The organism is Streptomyces sp. NPDC002994, from assembly GCF_040611155.1.
GTDB lineage: Bacteria > Actinomycetota > Actinomycetes > Streptomycetales > Streptomycetaceae > Streptomyces.
This window is the reverse complement of sequence record NZ_JBEXNQ010000013.1, coordinates 175341-194291: the sequence shown is the minus strand read 5'-3', so window position 1 is coordinate 194291 and position 18951 is coordinate 175341. Positions and strand designations below refer to the sequence as shown.

Below are 18951 nucleotides of genomic sequence, written 5' to 3'. Positions count from 1 at the left end.
TACGTGCGTGCATGCCCCCTGGCAGCTCCAACCTAATTGATCAGAGCGGCCAGCGATGCTATGGCGGCCGCGAAGAGCACCGCCGCCAGCAGCGCGGGTGTGTTCAGTCCCCAAGTGGCCGCCGCCGCGCCGCCCAGCAGGGCGCCGAGCGGTGCGCCGGCGATCGCGAGCGTACGGAAGGCCGAACTGATCCTGCCCAGCATGGCTTCCGGGCTGCGCTCCTGCATCAGCGTCACCTGATTCGTGTTCCACACCAGCCCCATGAGTCCGAACAGGGCCATCGCTGCGATCGTTACCCACAACTCGCGGACCAGACCCATCGCGGCCAGGCAGCCGATCTGTACGGCTCCGGCGGCGAACACACTGCGTATCCGTCCGATCCGTGTGGCCAGCCGGCCGGCCAGCAGCCCGCCTGCCACACTGCCCACGCCGTACGCCGTGATGACCGCCGCGTAGCCGCCGTGCCCGCCGTCGAGCCAGCCGGTGACATGAAGGACCAGGGTGGCGATGACCGCGCCCATACCCACGTTGCACAGCGTGGTGGCGACGCAGACCCCGCGCAGCACCCGGTCCCCCCACAGCGCCCGCAGCCCCTGCGCGATGTCCCCGCGCAGCGTGCTGCCGACGGGCCTTGGCGGCCGCTCCGGCGCCGCCACCCGCAGCGAGGCGATCAGGACGGCCCCGAGGGCGTACGTCGCGGCGTCCGCGGCGTACGGCGCGGCCGCGCCCGCCAGCAGCAGGACCGGCACCACCGGGGCGGCCAGGAGGCCCCCCGCGATCTGCTGCCCGGTCAGCAGCCGGGTGTTGGCGCTGCCGAGCGCGGCCTTCGGCACCAGCGAGGGCAGCAGGGCCGTCGCCGCGTTGTCGAAGAGGGTCTGGAGCGTGGTGAGTGCGAAGGCGAGCGCGACGAGCAGCGCGATCGAGGCGTGGCCGAGGGCGACCGCCACCGCGAAGGCGGCCATCAGCGCGGCCCGCACCAGGTCCACGGCCCACATCGCGCGCCGCTGGTCCACCCGGTCGGCCACCGCGCCGCCCAGCAGCCCGAACAGCAGCCACGGCAGGTAGCCGCACGCCGTCACCAGCGCCACCAGCACCGGGTCGGACGTCAGCGAGGCGGCCAGCAGCGGCATCGCGGCGGTGCGCAGCGAGTCGCCGAACTTCGAGACGACAGCCGCCGTCCACAGCCGGCCGAACCCCCCGCGCCAGGCCGGAGCCCGCACATCCGTCGCGGCTGCTTTCGCGGCCGCGGCCTGGCTCGTCGTCACAACTCCCCCTTCCGGTCCTGTGTTTCAAGAACCTTCAAGAACCGTAGAGGGTGCCACTGACAATCGGCCGGGGAAAGGCGCCGGAAAGCGGTCCGGCCGGGCACCCGAGGGTGTCCGGCCGGACCACAATTCCTAGATTTCGCCCCGCAGTTTCGCGAGCGCCTCGGCGAGAATCGCCTCGCCGTCCGCGTCGCTGCGCCGTTCCCGTACGTACGCGAGATGCGTTTTGTACGGCTCGGTGCGCGGCGGGGCCGGCGGATTGTCCCGGTCCTGTCCGGCCGGGAACCCGCAGCGCGGGCAGTCCCAGTTGTCCGGGACCTGCGCGTCACTGGCGAAGCTCGGCTGCGTCTCGTGCCCGTTCGAGCACCAGAAGGAGATGCGGAGACGGGGCGCGGACTCGCCGCGCTCAGCCTCACCCATCGGCCCCGCTCCGACCCGGCTTCCCCGGATCGCGTTGCCACTTGCCACGGTCGTAACTCCCTGCGTGATGGTGCTGCACTGCATCAATCAGCGGCTACCGCCGCGGAGTCGTCGAGCAGCTCAGCTGCGAGCGCCCCAGTTTACGTAGGGCCCAACGCGCGTCCAGTGGCCGGAGTTACCACCCCGCCCCGCGAACGCGAACCGCGGGCCCCATGATAGGCCGCGCACGCGCCTCCATACCGGGCGACGGGTCAGCTGTCCAGCTTCATCAGCAGACCGAGCACGATAATGCAGGCAAACCAGATCAGACCGACCACCACTGTGATGCGGTCAAGGTTCCGCTCGGCCACCGAGGACCCGCCGACGGACGACTGCATGCCGCCACCGAACATGTCGGAGAGACCGCCGCCCTTCCCCTTGTGCATCAGAACCAGCAGCATCAGCAGCAGGCTGAAGACGATCAGGGCGATCGAGAACCCCATAACCACGGCTGGACCAACTTCCTCGGACTTCGGACTTCGCGAAAGGACAACGGACGACGGGGGCCGGCAGCTGCTGCACAGCAGCCCCGGCCCCCGCCAGGGTACGACGGATCGGCCCTACGGCCTACTCACTGGTCGCGGAACCGGACGATCTTGACGAACTCGTCGTAGTCCAGCGCCGCGCCGCCCACCAGGGCGCCGTCGACATCCGGCTGCTCCATGATCGCGGCGACGTTCCCGGACTTGACCGAGCCGCCGTACTGGATGCGGACCTTTTCGGCCAGCTCCTGCGAGTACAGCTCCGCGAGACGGCCGCGGATCGCTCCGCAGACCTCCTGCGCGTCCTCGGGGGTGGCGACCTCGCCGGTGCCGATGGCCCACACCGGCTCGTACGCGATCACGATCGACTCGGCCTGCTCGGCCGGGATGTCCTTCAGGCCGCCGTCGAGCTGAGCGAGCGTGTACGCGACCTGGTTGCCGGCCTTGCGGATGTCGAGGCCCTCACCGATGCACAGGATCGGGGTCAGGCCGTGCTTGTACGCGGCTTTCACCTTGGCGTTGCAGAGCTCGTCGCTCTCGTTGTGGTACTGCCGGCGCTCGGAGTGCCCGACGGCGACGTACGTGCACTTGAGCTTGGCGAGCATCGCGCCCGAGATCTCACCGGTGTACGCCCCGGAGTCGTGCGCCGAGAGGTCCTGGGCGCCGTACTTGATCTTGAGCTTGTCGCTGTCGACCAGGGTCTGTACGGATCGCAGGTCGGTGAAGGGCGGCAGGACCGCGACCTCGACGGCGTCGTAGTCCTTGTCGGTCAGCGCGAAGGCGAGCTTCTGGGTGTGGGCGATGGCCTCGAGGTGGTTGAGGTTCATCTTCCAGTTGCCCGCCATCAGCGGGGTGCGGCCTTGGGTGGGAGCAGTCATTGAGGGTCAGTCCTCCAGTGCGGCGAGGCCGGGAAGCGTCTTGCCTTCGAGGTATTCGAGGCTCGCGCCGCCACCGGTCGAGATGTGGCCGAATGCGTTCTCGTCGAAGCCCAGGATGCGGACGGCGGCGGCGGAGTCGCCACCACCGACCACCGTGAAGGCGGGGCTGTCGACGAGGGCCTGGGCGACCGCCTTGGTGCCCTGGGCGTAGTCGGGGTGCTCGAAGACGCCCATCGGACCGTTCCAGAAGACGGTGGCCGCGTCGGCGAGCTTCGATGCGTACAGCTTGCGGGTCTCGGGACCGATGTCCAGACCCTCCTGGTCGGCCGGAATGGCGTCCGCGGCGACCGTGGTCGGGTTGGCCGGAGCCTTCGTCTTGAGGTCCGGGAACTCCGCCGACACCAGTACGTCGACGGGGAGCACGAACTCCACGCCCTTGGCCTCGGCGCGCTCCAGGTACTCCAGGACCGTCGGGATCTGGTCTTCCTGGAGCAGCGAGATGCCGACCTCGTGGCCCTGGGCCTTGAGGAAGGTGTACGCCATGCCGCCGCCGACCAGGATGCGGTCGGCCTTCTCCAGCAGGTGGTCGATCACGCCGAGCTTGTCGGAGACCTTGGCGCCGCCGAGGACCACGACGTACGGCCGCTCGACTTCCTCGGTGAGCTTCTTCAGGACGCCGACCTCGGTGGCGATGAGGCCGCCGGCCACGTGCGGCAGGCGGGCCGGGAGGTCGAAGACCGAAGCGTGCTTGCGGTGTACGGCGCCGAAGCCGTCGCCGACGTACACATCGGCGAGCTCGGCCAGCTGGTCCGCGAAGGCGCCGCGCTCGGCGTCGTCCTTCGACGTCTCGCCGGCGTTGAAGCGGAGGTTCTCGATGACGGCGACGTCGCCGTCGGCCAGGCCCGCGACGACGGCCTTGGCGGACTCGCCGACCGTGTCGGTCGCGAAGGCGACGTCGGTCTTGAGGAGTTCACCGAGGCGCGCGGCGGCGGGGGCCAGCGAGAAGGCCGGGTCCGGGGCGCCCTTGGGGCGGCCCAGGTGGGAGGCGACGACGACCCGGGCGCCCGCGGCGGCGAGCTTCTCGATCGTCGGCTGGACGGCGCGGATGCGGCCGTCGTCGGTGATGGTGGTGCCTTCGAGCGGAACGTTGAGGTCGGCGCGGACGAATACCCGCTTGCCCGCGACCCCGTCGGCGAGAAGTTCGTCGATCGTCTTCATCTTTTTACTGGACTCCTTGGAGACAAAACACGTGACAAGGCCCGGGCAGCGCCGCGTTGCGCTGCCCGAGCCCTGTGCTCACATCGAGGTGCCTGCCGAACGGATCAGAGCTGGCTGCCGACGAAGACCGTAAGGTCGACGAGGCGGTTGGAGTAGCCCCACTCGTTGTCGTACCAGCCGATGACCTTGACCTGGTTGCCCTCGGCCATGGTCAGCGACGAGTCGAAGGTGCAGGACGCCGGCTCGTTGACGATGTCGGAGGACACGATCGGGTCGACCGTGTACTCGACGATGCCCTTGAGCTCGCCCTCGGCCGCCTTCTGGAAGGCCGCGTTGATCTCGTCCTTGGTGACCTCGCGCTCCAGCGTGATGACCAGGTCGGTGACCGAGCCGGTCGGGACCGGAACGCGCATCGCGATGCCGTCGAGCTTGCCCTTGAGCTGCGGCAGGACCAGCGCGGTGGCCTTGGCGGCACCCGTGGTGGTCGGAATGATGTTCTCAGCGGCGGCGCGGGCGCGACGCAGGTCGGAGTGCGGGAAGTCCAGGATGCGCTGATCGTTGGTGTACGCGTGCACCGTCGTCATCAGGCCCTTGACGATGCCGAAGTTCTCGTCGAGAACCTTGGCCATCGGCGCCACACAGTTGGTGGTGCAGGACGCGTTGGAGATGACGTGGTGGTTGGCCGCGTCGTACTTGTCCTGGTTGACGCCCATCACGATGGTGATGTCCTCGTTCTTGGCCGGAGCCGAGATGAGGACCTTCTTCGCACCACCTGCGATGTGCTTCTCGGCATCGGCCTTCTTGGTGAAGATGCCGGTGGACTCGATCACGATGTCGACGCCGAGCTCGCCCCACGGAATGTCCGCCGGGTTGCGCTCGGACAGCACCTTGATGGTGCGGTCGTCGACGGTGATGGTGTTCGCCGTGTGCGACACCTCGGCCTTGAGGCGGCCGAGAATGGTGTCGTACTTCAGAAGGTGTGCCGTGGTCGCAGTGTCACCCAGGTCGTTGACAGCCACGATCTCGATGTCCGCACCCTGCTCCAGCAGCGCCCGGAAGTAGTTGCGCCCGATGCGGCCGAAGCCGTTGATGCCTACGCGGATCGTCACGAAACCGATCTCCTCGTTGGTACGCCGGGTTTCGACGCCGGCGAGATGTATGGGATGTCCCCGACCGCTTCCGACCCTACCCCTACGTGGCGCTGTGGGTGACATCGAGCGGGGCCGGAAACGGCCCGGCGGCCCCTACTCCCCAGTAGGGAATACGGGCCGCCGGACCCGCCCGTCCCGGGGCCGGGACCTGCGGTGTCAGTCGTGCGGGACGCCGGGCAGGTCAGTCGTGCAGTACGCCGAGCACCCTGCCGAGCAGCTCCGCCCGCTCGACCGCGTCGGGGACCTGCTCCAGGCCGAAGCCGAGGAGCACGGTGTCGCCGGTCGTGATCGCGCCGTACGGGATGAAGAGCTCTCCCGTGCGGGTCCAGTCGCCCGCCACGGCGGGACTGCCGGCCGGGGCCCCGGGCGCCGTCCAGGTGCCGAGCGAGGTCTCGAAGCCCTCCGTCTCCTTCTCCGCACCGCCCACGACGAGCCGTGCGTCGTCCGCGAAGACACCGCGGCCGCCGGTGCCCGGGTCGGTGATGCTGCTGAGCGAGAGCTCAACCGTCTTGCCCGCGTAGGCGCTCAGGTCGAAGGAGACCTGCTTCCAGCCGCCGGACGAGCCGGTGAAGCTGTTCCAGGCGCCGGAGGTGCCGGCGGCCTTGCAGGCGTCGGACTCCTGGGTCAGGTAGTGCCTCAGGAACGGGTGACCGTTGAGCAGGTAGCCCTGCTCGCACTCCACCGGGACGGTGGCGGAGGTGGCGCCGCCCGCCTCGGGCAGCGTCGTCCAGTCCTCGCCGCCGGCGGTGCGGGCCTCCAGGACGGCGTGGTCGTAACCGGCCTCGGTGTTCCAGTTCAAGGCGAGGCGCAGCTCCGGCTTGTCGGCGGCGCTCACCGCGGTGAGGTCGAAGGTCCTGGTGAGCCGCTTCCAGTCGTTGTCCTCGTGGGTCGCGGCGGCCATGCCCCGGCCCGCGTACGGGGCGTACGGATTGACTGCGCCGGTGTAGCGGCCCGCCTGCTCACTGGCGAACTGGGGGAACTGCGCGGCCGGCAGCACCGAGGACGTGGAGATGTACGCTCCCGGGGCGTCCAGCGGGTTGCCGGGCGCGCCGGCCAGCGGACTGGCCGTACCGGCCATCGGTCCGAGACCGCTGAACGCGGTGGCTCCCGGCGCGCTGCTCCGTCCGTAGGCACCGAGGTAGTACTGACTGAAGTCGTTCGTCGAGGCGCGGCCCACCACCGCGTTGCCGCCCGTGAGTTCACCGGCCTCCAGGAGTTTGCCGCCCTCATTGAGGAAGGCGCGCAGGGCGAGCTGGGTGGGACCGGTGGGTGCCTTGGCACCGGTGTAGTGCACGACCGTACGGAAGTGGGACAGCACGCCGAGCGCGTGCGGGGCGCCCTGGGTGGCGACGTCCCACACGGCGGCCTTGTGTCCGGTGGTCGCGAGCGTGTCGGTGTACGTCCGGGTGTGCTGCGCGGGGGCCCCTTCCTCGGCGATCACCAGGACGTCCGCCCTGGGGCGGTCGGCGAGGGTGTACGTGAAGTGCTCGCTGGAGACGCGTTTGCCGGCCTTGGTGCGCCCGGTGAACCAGACCTCGACCTTGTCGCCGACGTCGCCGTCCTGGACCTTGGCGCGGTACTCGTCGAAGTGCAGGTTGTCCTCGCCGCCGAAGGTCTCGCCGCCCTTCCAGGGGCGCAGCTTCTGGTCGTGGACACGGCCGCCGTTGACGCGGTACCTGAGCTCCTTGTCGCGCACCGACTTACGGGCGGTTACGGAGATTTCCTGGTCGGCCCACCGGGCGTACGACGTGGTGAAGGGGTCGACGGTGAAGTCGGGTGCCTCCATGCCGACGGCCGAGGACGGCCGGTCGGGGTGGGCGGCGGTCTCCGCGACGGAGAGCGCGAAGGGGATGTTCTTGGCGAACTCCGCCTGGATCAGCTTCTCGTCGTCGGGGAAGTTGAACCCGGACTGGCAGTCCTCGGGCTTCCACCGGTCGTCGGGGTCGATGTTCGACGCCGTCTGGCAGGTGGTCATCTCGGGGGTGAACATCATCGTGCCGTTGACGTTGGCCGCGTGTCCGTCGGCCTCGCCGTTGGTGGTGTAGAGCTCGGAGGAGACCTGCGGGTAGTACCCGGGAACGGCAGGCTTTTCGGGCGTTCCCGCGAGCGCTTTGTAGAGCACGTCGTCGGGCGTCGGAGTGGCGACCTGCCAGCCGACTCCGTAGAGGATCAGTTCGGCGGCGGAGTGGTAGTTGATGCCGTACTCGAAGCCGATGCGCTTCTGGAAGCGGTCGAGCGCCTGGGTCTCGGGCTCGGACGTGGGGGACGCGCCGCGGTAGGTCTGGCTGGCGGGGTTGGGCGAGGAACCCTCGTTGTCGTAGCCCCACTTGTAGGCGAAGTTGCGGTTGAGGTCGACGCCGTCGCTCGCGGTGTACGTGCCGTCGGCGTCGTTGTCACGCATGTTCTTGCGCCAGAGGCGGTTGCCCGCCGGGTCGTGCGTCCAGTCGTAGCCGTCGGGGTTGGCGGAGAGCACGAACCACAGCTCGGTGGAGTCCACGATCTTCGTGATGCGGCGGTCCTTGCCGTACCGGTCCAGGTAGTGGTGCATCAGCCGCCGGGTCATCTCCGGGGTGATCCACTCACGGGCGTGCTGGTTGGACAGGTACAGCACGGAGGGCCTGGCGCCATCCTTGGTCTTCTTCGCGCCCTTGGTGAGCTTGAGGGCGAGGATGTCCTTGCCCTGGACGGTCTTGCCGATGGAGACGACCTTGCTGAGGTCCGGGTGCGCCTGCCCGGTCTTGACGATCTCCTCCTGGAGATTGCCCTTGCCGCTGTACGGGCGGTAGACGCCGTCCCCGGCGGCGGCGAGGCGGGACTTGGTCTTCGCCGAGACCTTGCGCTCCGTGAGGTTCCTGACGCCCTTGGCGGCCAGGTCCTTGGCCTGGGCGTCGGTGAGGAACAGCTCGACGCGCGCCGTGCCCTTCTCCGGTGCGCGCTCGCCCATCTCGTGGGCGTCCTGGCCGGCCGCCAGGAGCAGGGGTACCTGCTCCTTGGTGACGTCCGCGTTGAACACCTTGACGGCGTCGGCGCCCGCATCGGCCCCGGCCGCGCCGGCGGCGCCCGCCCCTTCGGCCTGGGCCACCGGCGCCACCGCCACACCGCCGAGCAGCAATGTGCACGCTGCGAGGATCGATCTCGCTCTGCGTCTCATGAGCCCCCCTTGCTGTTGTCTGCCACGTAAGCGAACTGACGTCAGGCTCATGACAGTTCATGGTCATGTCAATAGCGCCTGCGGGGTACGCGAACCGCCGCCGGCACCCCCAAGGGGAGCCGGCGGCGGCGAGCCTTGCAGAGGCGACGACGTCAGCCGACCAGGCCGTCGGCCATTTCCTCGGTGATCGTGGACTCCGTACCCGGGATGCCCAGGTCCTGCGCCCGCTTGTCGGCCATCGCCAGCAGACGGCGGATACGGCCGGCGACCGCGTCCTTCGTCAGCGGCGGGTCTGCCAGCGCGCCGAGCTCCTCCAGGGAGGCCTGCTTGTGGTCCATGCGCAGCCGCCCGGCGGCGGCGAGGTGCTCGGGCACCTCCTCGCCGAGGATCTCCAGCGCACGCCCCACCCGGGCCCCCGCGGCGACAGCCGCACGCGCCGAGCGGCGCAGGTTGGCGTCGTCGAAGTTGGCCAGCCGGTTGGCGGTGGCGCGGACCTCGCGGCGCATCCGCCGCTCCTCCCAGGCCAGCACCGACTCGTGCGCGCCGAGGCGGGTCAGCAGGGCGCCGATCGCGTCCCCGTCCCGTACGACGACCCGGTCCACGCCGCGCACCTCGCGCGCCTTGGCGCCGATGGAGAGCCGACGAGCGGCACCGACGAGCGCGAGGGCGGCCTCGGGGCCGGGGCAGGTGACCTCCAGCGAGGACGAGCGGCCCGGCTCGGTGAGCGAGCCGTGCGCGAGGAACGCACCGCGCCAGGCAGCCTCGGCGTCACACGTGGCGCCGGAGACGACCTGCGGCGGCAGCCCGCGGATGGGCCGGCCCCGGCCGTCGACCAGCCCGGTCTGGCGCGCCAGCTGATCGCCGCCCGCCACCACCCGTACGAGGTAACGGGAGCCTCGGCGCAGCCCGCTCGGCGCCATCACCACCAGCTCGGAGTGGTGACCGAAAATCTCCAGGATGTCCTTCTTGAGCCTGCGGGCCGCGAAGCTCACGTCCAGCTCCGCCTCGATCACGATCCGGCCGCTCACCAGGTGCAGGCCGCCCGCGAACCGAAGGATCGCCGAGACCTCCGCCTTCCTGCAGCAGGTCCGGGTGACGGGGAGCCGGGAGATTTCGTCCTTCACCGCTGCCGTCATCGCCATGGGCCGATCCTTCCATGCATCCGAAAAATACGGTCGTACGCGGCGGCCAACAGCTCCGGATCGTGCTTCGGGGAGCCGTTGAGCGCGGCGACCGGCGCCAGCTCGACCGCCGCGCCGAACCGCTTGGCGGCATCGGCGAGAGACTCGCGGTCGGGCACGGCAGCCTCGTCGGCCAACACCACGTCCAGGGCGAGTTTAGGGGCGTGTCGTCCCAAAACCTCCAAATGACGCTGCGGAGAGAACCCATCGGTTTCTCCGGGTTGCGGCGCGAGGTTGAGTGACAGGACCCGGCGGGCCTTCGTCTCGACGAGCGCGTCGAGCAGCTCGGGCACCAGAAGGTGCGGAATCACGGAGGAGAACCACGAGCCGGGACCGAGCACCACCCAGTCCGCGTCGAGCACGGCGGCGACGGCCTCCGGGACGGCCGGAGGTCCCTGCGGCACGAGGTGCACGGACTGCACCTCGCCAGGGGTGAGCGCCACGGTCGCCTGGCCGCGGACCGTGTCCACGTCGTCGGGGCGCTGCGGGTCATGCCCCCGTACGAGCGCCTGGAGCTCCAGCGGCACGGCGGACATCGGCAGCACCCGGCCGTGCGCGCCGAGGAGCTTGCCGACCAGATCCAGGGCCTGGACGTGGTCGCCGAGCTGCTCCCACAGGGCGACGATCAGCAGATTGCCGACAGCGTGGTCGTGCAGGTCGCCGCGGCTGGAGAAGCGGTGCTGGATGACGCGCGACCAGGTCTGGCCCCAGTCGTCGTCCCCGCACAGCGCGGCGAGAGCCTTGCGCAGGTCACCCGGCGGCAGTACGCCGAGCTCGTCGCGCAACCGCCCGCTGGAGCCGCCGTCGTCGGCGACGGTGACCACGGCGGTCAGGTCGCCGGTGATGCGGCGCAGCGCCGTGAGCGACGCGGAGAGCCCCATGCCGCCGCCGAGGGCGACGACCTTGGGCTGGGCGCCGCGCTTGCGCTGCGGCCGCGCGGCGTCATTGCCACGCAGCCGGCGCAGGCGGAAGTTACGTCCGGTCACTCGCGCCCCATGTCCCGGTGGACGAGGACGGTCTCCACACCTGCGGAGGACAGGCGCGCGGCCAGCTTCTCCGACATGGCCACGCTGCGGTGCTTGCCGCCCGTACAGCCGACGGCGATGGTCACGTAGCGCTTGCCCTCGCGGCGGTAGCCGGCCGCGATGAGCTGGAGCAGCTCGGTGTACTGGTCGAGGAACTCCTTGGCGCCCGGCTGGTTGAAGACGTAGCCGGAGACCTCTTCGTTGAGGCCGGTGAAGGGCCGCAGCTCCGGAACCCAGTGCGGGTTCGGCAGGAAGCGGCAGTCGACGACGAGGTCCGCGTCGACGGGCAGGCCGTACTTGTAGCCGAACGACATGACCGTGGCGCGCAGGTGCGGCTCGTCGTCGCCCGCGAACTGGGCGTCCATCTTGGCGCGCAACTCGTGGACGTTGAGGCTGGAGGTGTCGATGACCAGGTCGGCGTCGCCGCGCAGCTCGCGCAGCAGGTCGCGCTCGGCCGCGATGCCGTCGGTGATCCGGCCGTCGCCCTGGAGCGGGTGGGGGCGGCGTACGGATTCGAAACGGCGTACCAGGGCATCGTCGGAGGACTCCAGGAAGACGATCCGCCGGGTGACCTCCTTGGCGTCCAGGTCGGCCAGGGACTCGCGGAGGTTGTCGAAGAAGCGCCGGCCGCGGACGTCCACGACGACGGCGATACGGGCGACATTGCCCTGCGAGCGGGCGCCGAGCTCCACCATGGTGGGGATCAGCGCGGGCGGCAGGTTGTCGACGACGAACCAGCCGAGGTCTTCGAGGCACTTCGCGGCGGTACTGCGGCCCGCTCCCGACATGCCCGAGATGATCACCAGTTCGGGGATGGCCGCTTCGGCCGCCTCACCGTTGTGGCCGTTCTGACCGTTCTGACCGGTCTCGCCGGTCTCTCCGGTCGCGCCCGTACTCACGTGTGCTCCATCTCCGTCGTGCTCAGTCATTCGTGCTGCCCCCGATCCGGCGGGGAGACCACGGGTGCTTCCACACGGTCCGTGGGCTCCGCGGTGTCCTCGTCGTACTCAATGATCTCTCCTGTCGCCGTGTTCACGGCGGGTGCGGCCGGCGTGGCCTGTGCGAGGAACGCGGCGACGGTCTCGGCCGTCTTGCGGCCTATCCCCGGCACCTCGCAGATCTGGTCGATTGTGGCGGACCGAAGCTTCTTCACCGAACCGAAGTGCTTGACCAGGGCGTGCTTGCGCGTCTCGCCCAGGCCGGGGACCTCGTCGAGCGGCCCTGCCTTGAAACGCTTGGCGCGCTTCGTGCGCTGGTAGCGGATGGCGAAGTCGTGGGCCGTGTCACGGACCCGCTGGAGGAGGTAGAGACCCTCGCTGCTGCGGGGCAGGACGACCGGGTCGTCCTCGCCGGGCACCCAGACCTCTTCGAGGCGCTTGGCCAGGCCACAGACGGCCACGTCGTCGATGCCGAGCTCGTCGAGGGCGCGCTGGGCGGCGGCCACCTGCGGCTGCCCGCCGTCGACGACGACGAGCTGAGGCGGGTACGCGAAACGCTTGGGCCTGCCGTCGTCCTCCACGTTCGGATCGGGCTCGGCGGGCACCTCCGTGGCCCCGTTCGCCTCGATCCACTCCCCCGTCTTCTCCTTCTCCTGGAGATAGCGCCTGAAGCGGCGGGTGAGTACCTCGTGCATGGACCGGACGTCGTCCTGCCCCTCGAAGGTCTTGATCTGGAAGCGGCGGTACTCGCTCTTGCGCGGCAGGCCGTCCTCGAAGACGACCATGGAGGCCACCACGTCTTCGCCCTGGAGGTGGGAGATGTCGAAGCACTCGATGCGCAGCGGGGCGGAGTCCAGGCCGAGCGCCTGGGAGATCTCCTCCAGGGCGCGGGAGCGGGTGGTCAGGTCGGACGCGCGCTTGGTCTTGTGCAGGACGAGGGCCTGCTGGGCGTTGCGCTGGACCGTCGCCATGAGGTCCTTCTTGTCGCCGCGCTGGGGGATGCGCAGCGACACGTTGGAGCCGCGCCGCTCGGCGAGCCACTGGGAGACCGCGGGGGCGTCCTCGGGCATGGCCGGGACGAGGACCTCCTTGGGCACCGCGTCGCCCTGCTCCTCGCCGTACAGCTGCTGGAGGGCGTGCTCGACAAGGCCGGCCGTGTCGACTGCCTCGACCTTGTCGGTGACCCAGCCGCGCTGGCCGCGCACCCGTCCGCCGCGTACGTGGAAGATCTGCACGGCGGCTTCCAGCTCGTCCTCGGCGAGCGCGATCAGGTCGGCGTCGGTGGCGTCGTTGAACACCACCGTGTTCTTCTCCAGGGCGCGGCGCAGCGCCCCTATGTCGTCGCGCAGGCGGGCGGCCTTCTCGTACTCCATGTCCTCGGCGGCCTCGTGCATCTGCTGCTCGATGCGCTTGAGGTACTGGCCGGTGCGGCCGGCCATGAAGTCGCAGAACTCCTCGGCCAGTTCGCGGTGCTCATCGGGGGTGACGCGGCCCACGCAGGGCGCGGAGCACTTGCCGATGTAGCCGAGGAGGCAGGGGCGGCCGGTCCTGGCGGCGTTCTTGAAGACACCGGCCGAGCAGGTGCGTACGGGAAAGACGCGGAGCATCAGGTCTACGGTCTCGCGGATGGCCCAGGCATGCCCGTACGGCCCGAAGTAGCGCACGCCCTTCTTCTTGGGGCCGCGCATGACCTGAACCCTCGGGAACTCCTCATTGAGGGTCACCGCGAGGGACGGGTAGCTCTTGTCGTCGCGGTACTTGACGTTGAAGCGGGGGTCGAACTCCTTGATCCAGGAGTACTCCAGCTGAAGCGCCTCGACCTCCGTGGAGACGACCGTCCACTCGACGGACGCGGCCGTGGTGACCATGGTGCGGGTGCGCGGGTGGAGATTGGCCAGGTCCTGGAAGTACGAGGACAGGCGCGGGCGCAGGCTCTTCGCCTTCCCGACGTAGATCACCCGGCGGTGCTCGTCGCGGAATTTGTAGACCCCCGGCGAGTCGGGGATCTGTCCCGGCTTGGGGCGGTAACTGGAGGGGTCGGCCATGTCAGACACCCTACTTGCGGGCAGTGACAGTGCGGGTGCCCCGCGGCAGGGCGGGGTCAGGCGCCGGGCCCGGCCGTCGCGCTCGCGTCCGCTGCTGCTCCCGCTCCGGCGACGAGCTTGCCGCCCTCGACCTTGACCGGGATGGCGGGCAGCGGCACGGTCGCCGGGCCCTGGAGCACCTCACCCGTGGTGACGTCGAAACGGCTGCCGTGGCACGGACAGTTGCCCTCGTCCTTCTCGATCTTGTCCAGGACACAGCCCGCGTGCGTGCACTGCGCGCTGAACGCCTTGAACTGCCCCTTGGCCGGGCAGCTGACAAGGATCCGCTGCTCGCGATAGAGCTTGGCGCCGCCGACCGGGATCTCGTCCGCCGCACCGAGGCTCACGGGCGTGGACGGCAGAGGCTTGGCGTGCCCGAGCTTCGACTCGGTGGAGCAGGCCGCCACACCCAGTCCGGCAGCCCCGGCGAGGACGGCGCCCTTCAGCACGGTACGGCGGGGGGCTGACTTGCCGGGCATGCGAACTCCACTGATCAGGGGGTGGTGGGTGAGGGGCGTGCGACAGACCCGACGATACCGGCGGAGACCGGCGGCTCTCGCGCGGGCTGTCCCGGCGGGCAGCGATGGGTTACGTTCGGGCCCGTGATCGTCGTCGCCGGAGAGTCGCTGATCGACCTGGTGCCGCAGGGGACGGGCGCGCTGGCGCCGCTGTTGCCCCGGCTCGGCGGCGGGCCGTACAACACCGCCGTGGCCCTGGGGCGGCTCGGCGCCCGTACAACTTTCTGTTCCCGGATCTCGACCGACGGCTTCGGCGAGGCTCTCGTCGAGGGGCTGCGGGTGGCCGGGGTGGACACCTCGCTCGTGCAGCGCGGTCCGGAGCCGACGACGCTGGCTGTGGCGGCGCTGGGTGCGGACGGATCGGCCGGTTACGGCTTCTACGCGCAGGGCAGCGCGGTCCGCCTCTTCGCCCTGCCGGCCGCGCCGCTGCCTTCCGGTGCACGGGCGCTGGCGCTCGGCACGTGTTCGCTGGTGCTGGAGCCGGGAGCGAGCGCGTACGAGGCGCTGCTGCGGCGTGAGGCGGGGCGCGGACTGTTCACGCTGCTCGACCCGAACGTCAGGGCCGGCCTGATCCCGGACGCGGACGCTTACCGCGCCCGCTTCAGGAGCTGGCTGCCGTACGCCTCGCTTCTGAAGCTGTCGCAGGAGGACGCGGCGTGGCTGGGCGGGTCGGTGGAGGAGTGGCTCGCGGCGGGGCCTGCGGCGGTGGTGCTGACGCGGGGCGCGGAGGGGATGACGGTACGGACGCGGGGCGGGCGGGGCGTGGACGTTCCGGCGCTACGCGTCGAGGTGGCCGACACGATCGGTGCGGGCGACACGGTGAACGCGGCGCTGCTGCACGGGCTCGGGGACCGTGGGGCGCTGTCTGCGGGAGCCCTCCCGGCTCTCAGCACGGCCGCCTGGACCGACACCCTTGCGTTCGCGGCCCGCGCGGCGGCGATCACCTGTTCGCGCCCGGGCGCGAATCCGCCGTACGCGACGGAACTGGCGCCGTAAGGCGGGCGACGGGGCAAGCCCCCAGCCCCCGGACGCCCTACGGGCGTGTCCTCAAACGCCGGACGGGCTGAATTATGCCGAACCCGGCTCAAACGAGCCGCGCTCAGCAAACCCCGCCGCGCCGACGGCCTCCGGCCCGCGCCGACAATCTCCGGCCGCCCGCAGCTTCCAGCCTCCCGCCCGGCAAATCCAGCCCCTCCGGCGCTTGAGGAGCGGGGCCTGGGGCGGCGCCCCAGCTAACCCCAGGCACCCCCAGCCCGTCCGACGCATGAGAACCAGGGCCCGGAGCAACGCCCCAGCTACCCCCGGCACCCCCAGCCCGTCCGACGCATGAGAGCCAGGGCCCGGAGCAACGCCCCAGCTACCCCCAGCAACCTCAGCCCCTCCGGCGCTTGAGGAGCAGGGTCTGGGGCGGCGCCCCAGCTAACCCCCGGCACGCCCAGCCCGTCCTGCGTTTGAGGACCGGGGGCCGGGGCAGCGCCCCGGTTCGGGAAGGGGCGGGTCGGGGGAAAGAGGTCCGTTCACGCCGGCGGCCCCTCACCCGGGGCACGGGCAAGAGGCCGCAGCGGAGCGCGAACGTCACGCCTTGCGGGAGCGGGCCGCCTTCGCGGGAGCGGTCGTGCCAGCGGCCTTCTTCGCGGTGGCTGTCCTGGCCGTCGCCGTTTTCCTGGCCGGGGCCGACTTCGCCGCCGCCACCGCCTTCTTCACCGGGGCCTTCTTCACCGGCGTCGCGTCGCTCACCCGGTCGCCCAGGATGTCCCGCAGGAACTTGCCGGTGTGGCTGGTCGTCACCGCGGCCACCTGCTCGGGCGTGCCCTCGGCGATGACGAGGCCACCGCCGCTGCCACCCTCGGGACCCATGTCGATCACCCAGTCGGCTGTCTTGATGACGTCCATGTTGTGCTCGATGACGATCACCGAGTTGCCCTTGTCGACCAGGCCCGACAGGACCTTGATGAGCTTCGAGATGTCCTCGAAGTGCAGACCCGTGGTCGGCTCGTCCAGGACGTACACCGTGCGCCCCGTGGAACGCTTCTGGAGCTCCGAAGCGAGCTTCACGCGCTGCGCCTCACCACCGGAAAGGGTCGGCGCGGACTGACCGAGGCGGACGTACCCGAGTCCGACCTCCGTAAGCGTCCTCAGGTGACGCGCGATCGTCGGGACGGCCTCGAAGAAGTCCAGGGCCTCCTCGATCGGCATGTCCAGCACCTCGGCGATGGACTTGCCCTTGTAGTGGACCTCCAGGGTCTCCCGGTTGTAGCGCGCCCCGTGGCAGACCTCGCACGGGACGTACACGTCCGGCAGGAAGTTCATCTCGATCTTGATGGTGCCGTCGCCGGAGCAGTTCTCGCAGCGGCCGCCCTTGACGTTGAAGGAGAAACGGCCCGGCAGATAGCCGCGCACCTTCGCCTCCATCGTCTCGGCGAACAGCTTGCGCACGTTGTCGAAGACACCGGTGTACGTCGCCGGGTTGGACCGGGGTGTCCGGCCGATCGGTGACTGGTCGACGTGGACCACCTTGTCGACGAGGTCGTCGCCCTCCACCCGCGTGTGGCGCCCCGGCACCGTGCGGGCGTTGTTCAGTTCCCGCGCCAGGTGCGTGTAGAGGATGTCGTTGACCAGCGTCGACTTTCCGGAGCCGGAGACACCGGTGACGGCGGTCAGCACACCCAGCGGGAACGACACGTCGATGTCACGCAGGTTGTTCTCGCGGGCGCCATGGACGGTGAGCTGCCGTGTCGGGTCCGCGGGGCGGCGGATGTCCGGCATCGCGATGGACCGCTTGCCGGCCAGGTACTGACCGGTGACGGACGCCTTGTTGGCCAGCAGCTCCTTGAGGGAGCCGCTGTGGACGACCTTGCCGCCGTGCTCACCCGCGCCGGGGCCGATGTCGACGATCCAGTCGGCCACCTTGATGGTGTCCTCGTCGTGCTCGACGACGATCAGGGTGTTGCCCATGTCGCGCAGCCGGACCAGCGTCTCGATGAGGCGGTGGTTGTCGCGCTGGTGCAGGCCGATGGACGGCTCGTCCAGGACGTACAGCACACCGACGAGGCCGGAGCCGATCTGGGTGGCGAGCCGGATGCGCTGCGCCTCGCCGCCGGACAGCGTGCCGGCCGCGCGGTTGAGCGACAGGTAGTCGAGGCCTACGTCGACCAGGAACTTCAGCCGCTCGTTGACCTCCTTGAGCACGCGCTCGGCGATCTTCTTGTCGCGGGCGTTCAGCGTCAGCCGACCGAGGAAGTCCGCGCAGTCGCTGATCGACATCGCGGCGACCTCGGCGATGGACTTCTCCATGACCGTGACCGCGAGGACCAGGGGCTTGAGGCGGGTGCCGTTACAGGTCGGGCAGTGCACCTCGCGCATGTAGCCCTCGAAGCGCTCCCTGCTGGAGTCGCTCTCCGCCTCGGAGTGCCGCCGCTTGACGAACGGAACCGCGCCCTCGAAGGAGGTGGTGTACGCCCGCTCGCGGCCGTACCTGTTGCGGTAGCGGACCTCGATCTGGGTCTTGTGGCCGTTCAGCAGGGCCTTCTTGGCCCGCTGCGGCAGCCCCGCCCAGGGGATGTCCGTACGGAAGCCGAGCGCGTCGGCGAGCGCGCCGACGAGGCGCGCGAAGTAGTCCTTGGTGTGGCCGTGCGACCAGGGGTTGATCGCGCCCTCGTCGAGGGACTTGTCCTCGTCCGGGACGATCAGCTCCGGGTCGACCTCCATGCGCGTACCGATGCCGGTGCAGTCGGGGCAGGCGCCGAAGGGCGAGTTGAAGGAGAAGGACCGGGGCTCCAGCTCCTCGAACGACAGGTCATCGTACGTGCAGTAGAGGTGCTCGGAGTACATCCGCTCACGGTCGGGGTCGTCGGCGGGGAGGTCGACGAAGTCGAGGATGACCATGCCGCCGGCCAGGCCGAGGGCGGTCTCCACCGAATCGGTGAGCCGGCGCTTGGCGCTCTCCTTCACCGTCAGGCGGTCGATGACCACCTCGATGGTGTGCTTCTCCTGCTTCTTGAGCTTGGGCGGCTCGCTCAGCTGGATGGTCTCGCCGTCGACCCGGGCGCGGCTGTAGCCCTTGGTCTGGAGGTCGGCGAACAGGTCGACGAACTCGCCCTTGCGCTCGCGCACCAGCGGCGACAGGACCTGGAAACGGCTGCCCTCGGGCAGCTCCAGCACCTTGTCGACGATGGCCTGCGGCGACTGGCGGGCGATCGGCCGGCCGCACTCGGGACAGTGCGGCTTGCCGATACGGGCGAACAGCAGGCGGAGGTAGTCGTAGACCTCGGTGATGGTCCCGACCGTCGAGCGCGGGTTGCGCGAGGTCGACTTCTGGTCGATGGACACCGCGGGCGACAGGCCCTCGATGAAGTCCACGTCGGGCTTGTCCATCTGACCCAGGAACTGCCGGGCGTAGGAGGAGAGCGACTCGACGTACCGGCGCTGCCCCTCGGCGAAGATCGTGTCGAACGCGAGGGAGGACTTGCCCGACCCCGAGAGCCCGGTGAACACGATGAGGGAGTCACGCGGGAGGTCGAGCGAGACGTTCTTGAGGTTGTGCTCGCGAGCGCCACGAACGATGAGACGGTCGGCCACGCCGGTCCGCACCTTTCTTGAGA

14 protein-coding genes are annotated in these 18951 nt (G+C 70.0%); 1 reads left to right on the top strand and 13 read right to left on the bottom strand.

Features of this window, described 5'->3' with window-relative positions; genetic code table 11:
• Positions 1–32: 32 nt before the first annotated feature.
• The 12 genes from ABZX79_RS19550 to ABZX79_RS19495 form a co-directional block, all read right to left on the bottom strand.
• On the bottom strand, positions 33–1265 hold the full coding sequence (locus ABZX79_RS19550; RefSeq protein ID WP_355258733.1) for an MFS transporter: 1233 nt from the start codon (positions 1263–1265) through the stop codon (positions 33–35).
• 132 nt (positions 1266–1397) lie between these two features.
• Positions 1398–1733: an RNA polymerase-binding protein RbpA gene (locus tag ABZX79_RS19545; RefSeq protein ID WP_073790820.1), complete on the bottom strand. Its 336-nt coding sequence runs from the start codon at positions 1731–1733 to the stop codon at positions 1398–1400.
• A 203-nt stretch (positions 1734–1936) separates the two neighbouring features.
• Positions 1937–2167, bottom strand: coding sequence for a preprotein translocase subunit SecG (secG, locus tag ABZX79_RS19540; protein WP_214974604.1), 231 nt, complete (start codon positions 2165–2167; stop codon positions 1937–1939).
• A 128-nt stretch (positions 2168–2295) separates the two neighbouring features.
• A complete protein-coding gene (gene tpiA, locus ABZX79_RS19535) occupies positions 2296–3084 on the bottom strand; it encodes a triose-phosphate isomerase (RefSeq protein ID WP_355258728.1) in 789 nt (262 codons plus the stop codon).
• Positions 3085–3090: 6 nt separating this feature from the next.
• A complete protein-coding gene (locus tag ABZX79_RS19530) occupies positions 3091–4302 on the bottom strand; it encodes a phosphoglycerate kinase (protein ID WP_355258725.1) in 1212 nt (403 codons plus the stop codon).
• A 104-nt stretch (positions 4303–4406) separates the two neighbouring features.
• Complete coding sequence (gap, locus tag ABZX79_RS19525; protein ID WP_355258722.1) at positions 4407–5411, bottom strand: type I glyceraldehyde-3-phosphate dehydrogenase; 1005 nt, start codon at positions 5409–5411, stop codon at positions 4407–4409.
• A gap of 223 nt (positions 5412–5634) precedes the next feature.
• Positions 5635–8604 (bottom strand): M14 family zinc carboxypeptidase, encoded by a 2970-nt coding sequence (locus ABZX79_RS19520; protein ID WP_355258719.1) that lies wholly within the window; start codon positions 8602–8604, stop codon positions 5635–5637.
• A 152-nt stretch (positions 8605–8756) separates the two neighbouring features.
• Positions 8757–9746: a DNA-binding protein WhiA gene (whiA, locus tag ABZX79_RS19515; RefSeq protein ID WP_028813910.1), complete on the bottom strand. Its 990-nt coding sequence runs from the start codon at positions 9744–9746 to the stop codon at positions 8757–8759.
• Positions 9737–10771: a uridine diphosphate-N-acetylglucosamine-binding protein YvcK gene (gene yvcK / locus ABZX79_RS19510; protein ID WP_355258715.1), complete on the bottom strand. Its 1035-nt coding sequence runs from the start codon at positions 10769–10771 to the stop codon at positions 9737–9739. The genes whiA and yvcK overlap by 10 nt, the downstream gene beginning before the upstream one ends.
• A complete protein-coding gene (rapZ, locus tag ABZX79_RS19505) occupies positions 10768–11739 on the bottom strand; it encodes an RNase adapter RapZ (protein WP_355258712.1) in 972 nt (323 codons plus the stop codon). The genes yvcK and rapZ overlap by 4 nt, the downstream gene beginning before the upstream one ends.
• Positions 11736–13793 carry an excinuclease ABC subunit UvrC gene (gene uvrC, locus ABZX79_RS19500; protein ID WP_355258709.1) on the bottom strand — a complete coding sequence of 686 codons (2058 nt, stop codon included), beginning with the start codon at positions 13791–13793 and terminating at the stop codon, positions 11736–11738. Before uvrC ends, rapZ begins: the two co-directional genes overlap by 4 nt.
• A 56-nt stretch (positions 13794–13849) precedes the next feature.
• Positions 13850–14311, bottom strand: a complete 462-nt coding sequence (locus tag ABZX79_RS19495) for a Rieske (2Fe-2S) protein (RefSeq protein WP_355258706.1) — start codon at positions 14309–14311, stop codon at positions 13850–13852.
• A 123-nt stretch (positions 14312–14434) separates the two neighbouring features.
• Between ABZX79_RS19495 and ABZX79_RS19490 the strand changes: the two genes are divergently transcribed.
• Positions 14435–15346 carry a carbohydrate kinase gene (locus tag ABZX79_RS19490; protein ID WP_355258703.1) on the top strand — a complete coding sequence of 304 codons (912 nt, stop codon included), beginning with the start codon at positions 14435–14437 and terminating at the stop codon, positions 15344–15346.
• A gap of 579 nt (positions 15347–15925) precedes the next feature.
• On the opposite strand, the gene uvrA is transcribed toward ABZX79_RS19490, so the two are convergent.
• The gene (gene uvrA, locus ABZX79_RS19485) at positions 15926–18928 is read right to left on the bottom strand and encodes an excinuclease ABC subunit UvrA (RefSeq protein ID WP_355258700.1); all 3003 of its coding nucleotides are present in this window, start codon (positions 18926–18928) and stop codon (positions 15926–15928) included.
• Positions 18929–18951 lie beyond the last annotated feature (23 nt).